This is a genomic window from Nocardia grenadensis NBRC 108939 (genome assembly GCF_001613445.1).
GTDB classification, from domain to species: Bacteria; Actinomycetota; Actinomycetes; order Mycobacteriales; family Mycobacteriaceae; genus Nocardia; species Nocardia grenadensis.
This window is the reverse complement of the sequence record NZ_BDCJ01000029.1, coordinates 77,900-89,968: the sequence shown is the minus strand read 5'-3', so window position 1 is coordinate 89,968 and position 12,069 is coordinate 77,900. Positions and strand designations below refer to the sequence as shown.

Here is a 12,069-nt window from a genome sequence, read left to right as displayed (position 1 = left end):
GGTCTGCGAGTGAACCCGCCGTGGCCCGCGCCGCCCTCGGGTAGTCGGGCGCCGACTACCCGAGGGCGGTGAAGGCGTCGGTGCCCGGACACGGTCAGCGCGTGCGGCGGCGCCGCATGAGGACAACCCAGGTTGTTACGGCGAGTATCAGAGCGATGGCGACGATCCCCACCACTATTCCGATGACCGTCGAGATCCCTTCGGCGGTGCCGTCGGGCTGATCGCTCGCCTCGCCGGAGGCACGGGGGCGGGAATCCTCGCCGAAAGTAGCGCTACTCGCGGAATCGTCTGCGTAACGCGGCCCGGATTCCGGTGTGCCGGCGATATCGACTTCCAGCTCGATGGGCACCGGTGCGACGTTGTCTGTCGGGCTCAGCTTGATCGCGATGTAGTACCAGCCCGGCACGGCTTGCCCGGCGACCCCGGCGGCTTTCCTGTTGAGATACCGGATCGGGGCGGTGGCGAGCGCCGAGTCGTGGGACGGCAGCATCCGTTCGCTGCCGGTGTATGCCATCGTGTCGAAGTCGAGCTCGGCCCGGTACGGGTTGTAAAGCGTGGTCGCGATATTCGAGGTGTACTCGCTGCCCCGCTCCGGGGTCGCGGCGAACCGCACCCGGTAGGCCAGGCCCTGACCCCAGTCGAGTTTCACCCGGTAGAAGACGAACTCTCCGCGCTGAAGGGTATCGGTGTAACGGCCGGTCCCGGGCAGCTCCGCGGCGACATTGAACGATCCACCGCCGACGGCCGGCGCGGTGGGCCCGCCGGGTGCGGTGAACTCCACGGCGGGCGCGGCCGCGGGACCGGAATCGGTGACCACCGGTTCCACGCCCACGGACAGCTCGACCGGTAGCTGTGCTGGCGCATTGTCCGAGACCACGGCCCATTCCAGCGCGAAATAGTAGCGGCCGCCACCCGTACACGCGTCGGTGCCCGCGCGACCGGAGTCGGGCTCCACCGCGCCCTTCCAGATACTTCCGACCGTCAACGCGACCCCGTCGCCGGTCCTGGTGGCCAACTCGCTTTCCCTGGTACGGCAATCCTGGCCGTCGGCGCCGTAGACCTGGAGATCGAGCCTGTCGACGGAGGACAGGGGGTCGTCCTTACGCGGGAACGAGACCGTCCCGGTGAAGTACGCGGTCGCGCCCTCGGGCACATCCACGGCGGTAGTACTTCGGCTTCGTCCGGCTCAGCACATCCAGGTACTGTCCGGGTGCGGCCACCGGCGCCTCCCGGTACCCCGGCGTCCTCGCGATCGGGGTACCGGCCGCGGCATAGGTGCGCAGGGCGGCGGCACTGACCCGGGGCAGTACCTGCTCCAGGGTTTTGCCGTCGGCGGCGTCGGTATAGGTGGCCCCGGTGCTCTGGGCGATACAGGTCAATTGCGCCCGCGAGGGATCGTCGACGCCGAAGCCGATCGCGTGCACGACGATCTCGTTGCCCTGTGCGCTGAGCTCACGCGCGACGTCACACGGGTCCGGTGCGCAGGTGTCCAGCCCGTCGGAAACGAGCACGATCGAGCGGGGCCCCTCCTGCGGCAGCGCCGCGGCGGCGGTCCGCAACGAGGTGCCGATAGGGGTGTAGCCTCGCGGCACGATCCCGTCCGCCGCGGCGGTCAGCGTCCGCTGCGGCGGCGGGCCAGTAGCACGACGACAACCACAATGAGGAGCAGCCCGACGCCGAGCGCGACGGCGGCCCCCCACACCAGGGGCGAAACAGCCGTGTCCGATTCGTCTGCGGCCCGGTCCGTCTCGTTCCCGGCGGCGCGTTTCTCATTCTCGCCGAAGGTTCCCGTGGTCTCGGTTCCGTCCTGGTATCGCGGTCCGGATTCCGCCTCGCCCACGATGTCGATCTCCAGTTCCACCGGTACGGGTGCAGCAACCCCCGCACCGCTGTTCGGGCCGAGCTTGACTGCGATGTAGTAGTCCCCGGCAACGGCCTGCTCCGCGATCGTGAGGTCTGACGCCTCCCGATTCAGGTAGCGGATCGGTGGGGTCGCGAGGGCCGGCTCGTTGGTCGGGAGTATGTGCTCGGTCCCGGTGTAGGCGGCGAAATCGTCATCGAGTTCCTTGCGGCTCGGCGCGTACAGGGTGGTGTTGATGTTGGAGAGGTTGTCGACACCACGTCCCGGCGTCTCACCGAATCGCACGCGATAGGCCAGACCTTGGCCCCAGTCGAGTTTCACCCGGTAGAAGACGAACTCGCCGCGTTGCAACGTATCGGTGTACCTGCCGGTCCCCGGTAGCGGCGCGGCCACATTGAACGAACCGCCGCCGACGACCGGCGCCGTGGACCCGCCGGGTGCGGCGAAGGTTACGGGCGTGGGTTCGGCCGCGGGACCCGGATCGGCCACAGCGGGCTCGATACCCACCGCCAACTCGATCGGCAGCCGGGCCGGGGCGTCGTCGGCGACGTGCGCCCATTCGAGCATGAAGTAGTAGCGCCCGCCGCCTGTGCATTTATCGTGTGCGGCATAGCCGTTCGGGGCTTCGGCCGCACCCTTCCACATCGATGCCACGGTCAGCGCTACCCCGTCGGTCGAGCGGGTAGCCTGTTCGAATTCGAAGGCGTGGCAGTCCTGGCCGTCGCGCCCGTAGATCCGCAGATTGAGCACGTTGTTCGCCATGGAGGCATTGCCACGGCCCCGCGGGAACGAGACGGTACCGCTGAAATACGCGGTCGCCCTCTCGGGCACATCCACCGCGTAGTAGCGCTGCTTCTTCTGGTCGAGAACGTCCAGGTACTGGCCCGGTTCGGCGACCGGCGCGTCCCGATGATCCGCTGTGCCCGCGATGGGGGTACCGGTGGCCGCATAGGTGCGCAGTGCGGTGGCTGTCACCCGTGGCAATACCTGTTCGAGGGTCTTACCGTCCACGGCGTCGGTATAGGTACCGCCGGTGGTCTGGGCGATACAGGTCAACTGCGCGCGCGACGGGTCATCGACGCCGAAGCCGATCGCATGCACGACGATCTCGGCGCCCTGGGCGCTGAGCTCGCGGGCCACCTCGCAGGGGTCCGGCGGCGCGCAGGTGTCCAGACCGTCGGAAACCAGCACGACCGAACGCGGGCCCGATTGCGGGAGCGCGCCGGCCGCGGTCCGCAACGCGGTACCGATCGGGGTGTAGCCGCTGGGTACGATCCCGTCGGACGCGGCGGTCAGCCCGGGTTTGTCGACCGTATCGACCGGGTGCAGTACCTTCACGTCCTGGCAGCCTGCGGCCTTCTCGGCATCCGACGAGCCGGTAGCGGTGCCGTAGGCGGTGAGCCCGACCTTCGAACTGTCCGGGGCCGCGGCGACGAAGGACCGGACGGCGTTCTTGGCGGCGTCCATCTTGGTGCTACCGCCGGGATCGGCCGCCGCCATCGACCCCGAGGCGTCCAGGACGAGCATCGTCGGCGCGTACTCGGGATTCTGCTGCCCCGGGGACTGCTGGGCGAGTGCCGGCGCGGCGAGCGGCACCAGGCCGAGCACCCCTGCCACGGCCGCGGCCAGAACTCTGTTCAACATTGACACTTGGTCGTACTCCCGTCCGGCTCCGCCGCATCCTGCTCGGATACCGCTGATCGGACGCTACGCAGATCACAGACCTGCTGACAACTTCCATGCTCCCGCCCGCGGGATGTGATGCCGTTCCCGTTTGGCCCGCGACCTCGGCACCCCGGTTTCGACCGGAGGCGATTACCGGCCCGGCCACGGCGTCTGGCAGAATGGTCGATCGTCCTTCTGGACAGTGTCAGCCCGTCTCCGGTCACGTACCGCGCGGCGGTCACACACTTCATTCGCAAAACCGGGCTCGCGAGACCGCGTGAGTCGCTGAATTGCGCCGTGACCACTATGAAAGGCAGATCAGTAGATGGCTGTTCGCATCAAGCTCACCCGTATGGGCAAGATCCGCAACCCGCAGTACCGCGTCGTCGTCGCGGACGCCCGCACCCGTCGTGACGGCCGGGCCATCGAGTCCATCGGCAAGTACCACCCCAAGGAAGAGCCCTCGCTGATCGAGATCGACTCGGAGCGGGCGCAGTACTGGCTGGGTGTCGGCGCGCAGCCGACCGAACCGGTGCAGCGGCTCCTGGAGATCACCGGCGACTGGCAGAAGTTCAAGGGCCTGCCGGGCGCCGAGGGCACCCTGAAGGTCGCCGAGCCCAAGCCGTCCAAGCTGGACCTCTTCAACGCCGCGCTGGCCGCCGCCGACAACGAGCCGGCCGCCGAAGCCGTCACCCCGAAGAAGAAGGCCAAGAAGGACAAGGAAGAGGGCGCCGCCGAGGCGACCGAGTCGGCTGAGGCCGCCGAGTAATGAGCGTCGTCGTCGCCGATGCCGTGGAACATCTGGTCCGCGGCATCGTCGCCAATCCCGAGGACGTCCGCGTCGAGCTGATCACCGGCCGCCGCGGGCGCACCGTCGAGGTGCATGTCCACCCCGACGACCTGGGCAAGGTCATCGGTCGGGGCGGACGCACCGCGACCGCCCTGCGCACCCTCGTCGCCGGTATCGGTGGCCGGGGTATCCGGGTCGACGTGGTCGACACCGACCAGTAGATGGAACTCGTCGTGGGCCGGGTCGCCCGCTCGCACGGTGTGCGGGGCGAACTGGTCGTCGAGGTGCGCACCGACGAACCGGAGGCGCGGTTCGCGCCCGGTGCGGTGCTGCACGGGCGCGCGGCGCGTTCGGCGCAGGTCCGTGACTTCACCGTGGAATCGGCCCGGGAACATTCGGGCCGGCTCCTGGTGAATCTGGTGGGTGTCACCGATCGGTCCGCCGCCGACGCCCTGCGCGGCATGTTGTTCCTGGTGAACAGCGACGAGCTCGGCCCGTCGGCGGACCCGGACGAGTTCTACGATCACGAACTCGAGGGCCTGCGCGTCCAACTCACCGATGGGACCGAAGTCGGCACCGTCACCGAGGTACTGCATTCGGCGGCCGGGGAACTGCTCTCGATCCGCGCCGCCGCGGATGGGCGGGAGATCCTGGTCCCCTTCGTCACCGCCATCGTGCCGACGGTGTCGATCGCCGACGCGCTGATCGTGATCGACCCGCCCGAAGGTCTGCTGGATCCGGAATGAGGTGGCCGGCGTCATGAGGATCGACGTGGTCACCATCTTCCCCGAGTATCTGGACCCGTTGCGTACCGCGCTGCTGGGCAAGGCCATCGACAAGGGCGTCGTATCGGTGGATGTCCATGATCTGCGGCGCTGGACCCACGATGTGCACAAATCCGTCGACGATTCACCCTACGGTGGCGGACCCGGCATGGTGATGAAACCGGTCGTCTGGGGGGACGCACTCGACGCGGTGTGCCCGGACGACGCCCTGCTCGTGGTTCCCACCCCCGCCGGCGTCCCCTTCACCCAGGAGACCGCGCAGCGGTGGGCCGGAGAAGAACACCTGGTGTTCGCCTGCGGCCGCTACGAAGGTATCGATCAGCGGGTGTTCGACGACGCCGCCCGCCGGGTTCGTGTGGAAGAGGTCAGTATCGGGGACTACGTACTGATCGGCGGCGAGGCCGCGGTCCTGGTGATGACCGAGGCGGTGGTCCGGTTGATCCCCGGAGTGCTCGGTAACCGGCAATCGCACGAACAGGATTCGTTCTCCGACGGGTTGCTCGAAGGACCCAGCTACACCCGCCCGGTGAGCTGGCGGGGATTCGAGGTACCGCCGATCCTGCTCTCCGGAGACCATGCCAAGATCGCGGCCTGGCGGCGGGAACAGTCGCTGATCCGTACGCAGGAACGGCGACCGGATCTGCTGCCCGAGACGGACTGAGTCGTGCTGATCGGGCGCGGTGGTGGTACCGAACGGGTGACCTACCGGGCCGGTGGTGCCGCCGGGTAGCTGGACCGCTCCGGCATGACGGGCGCCCGGCGTTCCACCGTGGGCCGGCGCACGGGGCGTGCGGTACCGGGGCGGCCGAGTTCACGTGACGGTCGGTCAGGGAATGATGCCGAGGCGGCGGGCGGTGGCCACGGCTTCGTGCCGGGAGTGGGCGTCGAGTTTGCGCATCGCACTGCGCAGATAACTCTTGACCGTTTCCGGCCCCAGCGAAAGGCGTTGCGCGACAGCCTGGTTGGAGCAACCCAGCGCGATCTGCGAGAGTACATCGATTTCGCGGTGCGCGAGCCGCGGCGCATCGCGGACGGGCTCGCCGGCGAGTGCGCGGGTGAGGCGGACACCGACCTCCCGCAACCTGTCCCGCATACGGTCGTCGCCGGCCGCGTCCGCGATGGCGCGCAATTCGGCCTGGACCGCGCGCAACTCCTCGGTCACCACGCCGTCGGTGGCGGGGGCGGGAGCGGCCGTGTGCAGCAGGCGCAACCGCCGGTCCACCTCGTCGCGCACGCCGATCTCGGTGGCGAGCCGGCGCCCGGCCTGCACCAGCACATCGGTGGTCCGGTCGCCGAGGGGACCGGGGCCCCGGGTGGCCGCGTACAGCACCGCCCGCGAACGACCCGACACCACCACCGGCACCGCGACCACCGACCGCAGGCCCTCGCCGAGTACCGGTCCGTCGTAGTGGTGCGTGATCGAGAGCGCGTTGCCGTAGTCGGAGACCGCGGCGGGCCGGCACGAATCCACCACCCGGCCACCCAGCCCGGACGCGCGCGTCACCGACAGGCCGCGCAGACCGTTGGTGCGGACCCCGGCGAACTCGGTCAGCCGCAGAGTATCGGCGCTGACCTCGCCGCCGAAGATCACCGGCACCCCGGTGGCAGCCGCGAGCCGGCGGATCTCGGCGCGCAGGGCGTCGCCGTCGCGCGGGCGCAGCAGCGGCGGGGGAGTGGACATGGGGTTGTCACCCCTTTTCGGGGGTAGTGCCGGACCTGGTGTGACCTACATCCTATGGCAACACACCGGCCGGACGACCGAGGAGATGTGAGATGGCTGCCGACCCGAATGCGCGGGTACGCGAACTGCTGGACGCCTACGACGGGCCCGACGCCTGTGCGGCGGAGTTGCTGTGCGACCGGCATCCGGCCGACGCCGTCGCGTTCACGGTGATCGACAGCGATCTGTCGGCGATCGATCTCACCTACGGCGAGCTGCGCGCACGGTCCGAACGTTTCGCCGCGGCCCTGGCCGGGCTCGGTGTCGGCCCCGGCGACCAGGTGGCGACGCTGATGGCGAAATCGGTCGACCTGGTGGTGGTGCTGCTCGGCATCTGGCGGCGCGGAGCGGTACACGTCCCGCTGTTCACCGCGTTCGCCCCGCCCGCCATCGCGTTCCGCCTCCAGGCCTCCGGCGCTTCGGTGGTGATCGCCGATCCGGATCAGGCCGGCAAGCTGGCGCCGGGTGGCGATATGCCGGCGGATCCGCCCTGGCGGACCATTGTCACCGGCGACGGTGATGTCCCGGGCGCCCTGCGGATGAACGAATTGCGGGCCGCCGGCGCCGGAACCGAATCACCGGCCGTGGTGGGTGGGGACGGACTGCTCGTCCAGCTGTTCACCAGCGGTACCACCGGTGCCCCCAAGGGTGTCCCGATTCCGGTGCGCGCCCTGGCGTCGTTCCACGCCTATCAGGAGTTCGCCCTGGACGTCCGCCCCGACGATGTCTTCTGGAACGCCGCCGATCCGGGCTGGGCCTACGGTCTCTACTACGCGATTCTCGGTCCGCTGGTGTCCGGAACCCGCAGTCTGCTGCTGCACGCCGGATTCTCTCCGGCGTTGACCCGGCAGGTGCTGGAACGCTTCGGGGTCACCAATTTCGCGGCCGCGCCCACCGTCTACCGGGCCCTGCGCGCCGCCGAGCCGGGCAACCCGGTCCGCCTGCGCCGGGCCTCCTCCGCGGGCGAACCGCTGACACCCGAGGTAGTGGCCTGGTCGGCGGAACACCTCGGGGTGGCGGTCCGCGACCACTACGGCCAAACCGAGCACGGCATGGTCATCTGCAACGCCTGGCACGATGATCTGGACACGGCCGCGCCCGCGGGTTCCATGGGCCGCCCGCTCCCGGGCTGGGCCTGTGCCGTTCTGGCCGACGACGCGGATACCGAAGCACCAGAGGGGGAGCTGGGCCGGATCGCCATCGACGCCGAACGCAGTGCGCTGCTGTGGTTCCTCGGTTATCTGGACGCGCCCGAACAGACCGCGCAGCGTTTCACCGCCGACGGTCGCTGGTATCTCACCGGCGACGCCGGTTCTCGCGACGCCGACGGATACTTCCACTTCTCCGCCCGCGACGACGATGTGATCATCATGTCCGGGTACCGGATCGGCCCGTTCGACGTCGAGAGTGTGCTGGTGCTGCACGAGGAGGTCGCCGAGGCCGCTGTCGTCGGTCTGCCCGACGAGTTGCGCGGCGAAGTGCTCGAGGCGTTCGTGGTGCTGCGCGGTGACACCGCCGGTTCCCCGGAGCTGGAAGCAGAACTGCAGACACTGGTGAAACAGAAGTTCGCCGCGCACGCCTACCCGCGCCGGGTGCATTTCGTCGACACGCTGCCCAAGACCCCCAGCGGCAAGGTGCAGCGGTTCCTGTTGCGGCAGCAGGGGCGCGCCGCCGGATGACAGTGCACGCTGTGCCGGGCCCCGGGCAGGCCGGGGCCGGGCGCGGTCCGGCTGTCACCGGGCGAATGTAGTGTGCGGGTGGTGACGACAGTGCCGCAGACCTCGGACCCCGAGACCATCCCCACCGACTCGCCTGCAGACCCCGGTACCGGCCCGGTGGTGTCCGGCCCCGTCAGCCGGCGCATCGCCGACGAGCTCTCGGTGCGGGAGAACCAGGTCCGGGCGGCCGTCGAGCTACTGGACGCCGGGTCGACGGTGCCGTTCATCGCCCGGTACCGCAAGGAGGTCACCGGCGGTCTGGACGACGCCCAGCTGCGGACGCTCGAGGAACGCCTGCACTATCTGCGCGAACTCGACGAGCGCCGGGCCACCATCATCGAATCCATCCGCGGCCAGGGCAAACTCGATGAAGTGCTGCACCGGCAGCTGCTACTGGCCGAGACCAAGGCCCGGCTCGAGGATATCTACCTGCCCTATAAGCCCAAGCGCCGCACCAAGGCCCAGATCGCGCGCGAGGCCGGACACGAACCCGTGGCCGACGCACTGCTGGAGAACCCGGACACCGACCCGGCCGGTTACTCCGCCGAACAGCTCGAGGGCGCGCGCGCCATCCTCGTCGAGCGGTTCGCCGAAGACGCCGATCTGGTGGGTGAACTCCGCGAACTCATGTGGAACCGGGGCCGGCTCACCGCCACGGTGCGTCCCGGTAAGGAAGAGGCCGGGGCGAAATTCGCCGACTACTTCGAATTCGGTGAGGAATTCGCCGGCCTGCCCTCCCATCGCATCCTGGCGCTGCTGCGTGGGGAAAAGGAAGAGGTGCTCAGCCTGCACCTCGACCCCGAACCCGCCGATTCCGAGCTCGCACCCGGCGAACGCAGCACTTACGAGGCGCGGATCGCCCAGCGGTTCTCCATCGCCGATGCCGGGCGCGCCGCCGATGGCTGGCTGCTCGACACCGTGCGCTGGGCCTGGCGGACCAAACTCCAGGTGAGCCTGGGGATCGACACCAGGATGCGGCTGCGGCAGGCCGCCGAACGCGACGCGGTGGATGTCTTCGCCGCCAACCTGCGCGATCTGCTGCTGGCCGCGCCGGCCGGTACGCGCACCACCATGGGTCTGGATCCCGGTTACCGCACCGGGGTCAAGGTCGCCGTCGTCGACGGCACCGGTAAGGTCCTCGCGACCGAGGTCGTGTACCCGCACAAACCGCAGAACCAGACCGAGAAATCGCTGGCGGTTCTCGGCGCCCTGGTGGCGCGGTTCGGCGTCGAACTCATCGCCATCGGCAACGGCACGGCCTCCCGGGAGACCGACGCGCTGGCCGCGCAACTCATCGAACAGATCCCGGAGAACAAGCCGACGAAGATCGTGGTCTCCGAGGCCGGGGCGTCGGTGTACTCCGCATCTGCGTACGCCACCCAGGAACTGCCCGATATGGACGTCTCGTTGCGTGGCGCGGTCTCCATCGCCCGCCGATTGCAGGATCCGCTGGCCGAACTGGTCAAGATCGAGCCGAAATCGATCGGTGTCGGCCAGTACCAGCACGATGTCTCGGAAACCCTGCTGGCCCGGTCGCTGGGCGCGGTGGTGGAAGACGCGGTGAACGCGGTCGGTGTCGACGTGAACACCGCCTCGGTGCCGCTGCTGTCCCGGGTCTCCGGTGTTACCGGCTCGGTGGCCGAGAGCATTGTCGCGCACCGCGATCAGAACGGTCCCTTCCGCAGCCGCACCGCCCTGCTCGACGTTCCGCGGCTGGGCCCCAAGGCCTTCGAACAGTGCGCGGGCTTCCTGCGGATCCGCGGTGGTGACGATCCGCTCGACACCTCGGCCGTGCACCCGGAGTCCTATCCGGTGGTGCGCCGGATCCTCGATTCCACCGGTACCGGAATCGCCGAGGTCATCGGTAACGGCGCGGTCCTGCGCACGCTGCGGCCGGCCGATTTCACCGATGAGAAATTCGGTGTCCCCACGGTGACCGATATCATCAGCGAACTGGAGAAACCCGGCCGCGATCCACGCCCGGAGTTCAAGACCGCGGAATTCGCGGTGGGAATCGAGAAGGTCGCCGATCTGGAGCCGGGCATGGTGCTGGAGGGGGTCGTCACCAATGTCGCCGCGTTCGGTGCCTTCGTCGACGTCGGGGTGCACCAGGACGGTCTGGTCCACGTCTCGGCGATGTCGCGCAATTTCGTGCGCGACCCCCGGGAGGTGGTCAAATCCGGCGATGTCGTCAAGGTGAAGGTGCTCGAGGTCGATGTCGCACGCCAGCGCATCGGATTGTCGCTGCGGCTCGACGACGAACCCGGGGCGGGTAAGCCCGAACGCGGCCAAGGCCCCGGCGACCGGGGCCGCGGCCGGGGCGGCCGGGACGGCGGCGCCCGGACCGGTGGCCGCGACGGCGGTGCCCGCGGTCAGGACGGCCGTAACGAGAAGAAGCGCGGCGCGCAGGGTAACGGTCAGAGCGCCGGTGGCCACGGTGGTGGTAACGGTGGCGGTCAGGGACGTAATCGCGGGCAGGGCCGGGACGGCCGGCGCGATAATGCACCTGTGAACGGTGCCATGGCCGACGCGTTGCGCCGGGCGGGTTTCGGGAAGTGACCACGAGCTGAATCGGGGGCCGGTATGCGGCAGTGGCTGTCCGAGGACGTGATCGCCGCGGGCCGGCTCCCGCTGCTCTGCTTTCTGTTCGGCTTCATCACCGGGTTCCTGGTGATCCGGGTCAGCGTCCGGCTCATCCGGGCCCGGGTGCGCTGGTGGCCCGGCAACCTGAAGTCCGGCGGTGTGCATATCCACCACATGGTGTTCGGTGTGGTGCTGGTGCTGGTCTCCGGTATCGGGATGATCGCCGGAGCCGCGGGGAACAGCACCGGTACGGCATCGGTACTGGCGGCCACCTTCGGGGTCGGGGCCGCGCTCGTGCTCGACGAATTCGCGCTGTTGTACTACCTGCGCGATGTGTACTGGGAGGAGCAGGGCCGGACCTCGGTGGACGCGGTGTTCGTCGCCCTCGCCGTCACCGGCCTGCTGCTGCTGGGTTTCCATCCGCTGTGGCTGCTGGAGATCAACGGTGTGCGACATCAGCCCGGTCTCGGCACACGGCTGCTCGTCGCCGGCTTCGCGGTGGTGAACCTGGCGCTGGCCGCCGTGGTCATCGCCAAGGGCAAGATCTGGACCGGGCTGTTCGGCATGTTCTTCCTGCCGCTGCTGGTGGTGGGCGCGCTGCGGCTCAGCCGGCCGGGGGCTCCGTGGGCGCGCTGGCGTTACGGCCGCCGGCGCCGGCTCATGTACCGCGCCATCGTGCGAGAACGCCGGTATCGGCGCCCAGTGATCCGGGCCAAGATCTTCGTCCAGGACCTGATCGCCGGCAGCCCGGATGTCGCTCACGCCCGGTCGGCGGCCGAGGTGGAACTGACGCGTACGGTGGTACCGGCCCCGCCGGCCCCGCCGCGGCCGCATCCACTGCTCCAGGATCTGCACCTGTGGCCGCCCGATCGGGGCGACGACGCCGGGGAAGCGGGGCCCCCGGCCGGGCCGGTTTCCGAAAGCGACCGCTGATCTGGCACAATGCA

At 69.3% G+C, this 12,069-nt stretch carries 11 protein-coding genes; 7 read left to right on the top strand and 4 right to left on the bottom strand.

Annotated features, from left to right (window positions below; all coding sequences use genetic code 11):
- Positions 1 to 94: 94 nt before the first annotated feature.
- Genes NGR01S_RS27125 through NGR01S_RS27115 form a run of 3 tightly spaced genes read right to left on the bottom strand, consistent with a single transcriptional unit; the run spans position 95 to position 3,505 of the window.
- Positions 95 to 1,159 (bottom strand): hypothetical protein, encoded by a 1,065-nt coding sequence (locus tag NGR01S_RS27125; RefSeq protein ID WP_157107450.1) that lies wholly within the window; start codon positions 1,157 to 1,159, stop codon positions 95 to 97.
- On the bottom strand, positions 1,101 to 1,592 hold the full coding sequence (locus tag NGR01S_RS27120; RefSeq protein WP_157107449.1) for a vWA domain-containing protein: 492 nt from the start codon (positions 1,590 to 1,592) through the stop codon (positions 1,101 to 1,103). The genes NGR01S_RS27125 and NGR01S_RS27120 overlap by 59 nt, the downstream gene beginning before the upstream one ends.
- 20 nt (positions 1,593 to 1,612) lie before the next feature.
- Positions 1,613 to 3,505, bottom strand: coding sequence for a vWA domain-containing protein (locus NGR01S_RS27115; RefSeq protein WP_084481755.1), 1,893 nt, complete (start codon positions 3,503 to 3,505; stop codon positions 1,613 to 1,615).
- Between the two features lie 346 nt (positions 3,506 to 3,851).
- Here NGR01S_RS27115 and rpsP point away from each other — a divergent pair, with 346 nt between their 5' ends.
- Genes rpsP through trmD form a run of 4 tightly spaced genes read left to right on the top strand, consistent with a single transcriptional unit; the run spans position 3,852 to position 5,762 of the window.
- The gene (gene rpsP / locus NGR01S_RS27110) at positions 3,852 to 4,295 is read left to right on the top strand and encodes a 30S ribosomal protein S16 (protein WP_063041720.1); all 444 of its coding nucleotides are present in this window, start codon (positions 3,852 to 3,854) and stop codon (positions 4,293 to 4,295) included.
- Positions 4,295 to 4,537 (top strand): RNA-binding protein, encoded by a 243-nt coding sequence (locus NGR01S_RS27105; protein ID WP_063041718.1) that lies wholly within the window; start codon positions 4,295 to 4,297, stop codon positions 4,535 to 4,537. Before rpsP ends, NGR01S_RS27105 begins: the two co-directional genes overlap by 1 nt.
- A complete protein-coding gene (gene rimM, locus NGR01S_RS27100; protein ID WP_063041716.1) occupies positions 4,538 to 5,062 on the top strand; it encodes a ribosome maturation factor RimM in 525 nt (174 codons plus the stop codon).
- 13 nt (positions 5,063 to 5,075) lie between these two features.
- Positions 5,076 to 5,762, top strand: coding sequence for a tRNA (guanosine(37)-N1)-methyltransferase TrmD (gene trmD / locus NGR01S_RS27095; RefSeq protein ID WP_063041784.1), 687 nt, complete (start codon positions 5,076 to 5,078; stop codon positions 5,760 to 5,762).
- A gap of 165 nt (positions 5,763 to 5,927) precedes the next feature.
- Here the strand turns inward: trmD and NGR01S_RS27090 are convergent, their stop codons facing one another.
- Complete coding sequence (locus tag NGR01S_RS27090; protein ID WP_063041714.1) at positions 5,928 to 6,782, bottom strand: response regulator transcription factor; 855 nt, start codon at positions 6,780 to 6,782, stop codon at positions 5,928 to 5,930.
- A 92-nt stretch (positions 6,783 to 6,874) separates the two neighbouring features.
- Here NGR01S_RS27090 and NGR01S_RS27085 point away from each other — a divergent pair, with 92 nt between their 5' ends.
- The 3 genes from NGR01S_RS27085 (at position 6,875) to NGR01S_RS27075 (ending at position 12,055) form a co-directional block, all read left to right on the top strand.
- A complete protein-coding gene (locus NGR01S_RS27085) occupies positions 6,875 to 8,500 on the top strand; it encodes an AMP-binding protein (RefSeq protein WP_063041712.1) in 1,626 nt (541 codons plus the stop codon).
- Between the two features lie 117 nt (positions 8,501 to 8,617).
- On the top strand, positions 8,618 to 11,098 hold the full coding sequence (locus tag NGR01S_RS27080) for a Tex family protein (RefSeq protein WP_281179809.1): 2,481 nt from the start codon (positions 8,618 to 8,620) through the stop codon (positions 11,096 to 11,098).
- Between the two features lie 24 nt (positions 11,099 to 11,122).
- Complete coding sequence (locus NGR01S_RS27075; RefSeq protein ID WP_245664802.1) at positions 11,123 to 12,055, top strand: hypothetical protein; 933 nt, start codon at positions 11,123 to 11,125, stop codon at positions 12,053 to 12,055.
- Positions 12,056 to 12,069 lie beyond the last annotated feature (14 nt).

Coding starts and splice junctions, on each gene's coding strand:
- NGR01S_RS27085 (WP_063041712.1), top strand. CDS start 6,875: ATGGCTGCCGACCCGAATGCGCGGGTACGCGAACTGCTGGACGCCTAC.
- NGR01S_RS27105 (WP_063041718.1), top strand. CDS start 4,295: ATGAGCGTCGTCGTCGCCGATGCCGTGGAACATCTGGTCCGCGGCATC.
- rpsP (WP_063041720.1), top strand. CDS start 3,852: ATGGCTGTTCGCATCAAGCTCACCCGTATGGGCAAGATCCGCAACCCG.
- NGR01S_RS27115 (WP_084481755.1), bottom strand. CDS start 3,505: ATGTTGAACAGAGTTCTGGCCGCGGCCGTGGCAGGGGTGCTCGGCCTG.
- NGR01S_RS27090 (WP_063041714.1), bottom strand. CDS start 6,782: ATGTCCACTCCCCCGCCGCTGCTGCGCCCGCGCGACGGCGACGCCCTG.
- trmD (WP_063041784.1), top strand. CDS start 5,076: ATGAGGATCGACGTGGTCACCATCTTCCCCGAGTATCTGGACCCGTTG.
- rimM (WP_063041716.1), top strand. CDS start 4,538: ATGGAACTCGTCGTGGGCCGGGTCGCCCGCTCGCACGGTGTGCGGGGC.
- NGR01S_RS27075 (WP_245664802.1), top strand. CDS start 11,123: ATGCGGCAGTGGCTGTCCGAGGACGTGATCGCCGCGGGCCGGCTCCCG.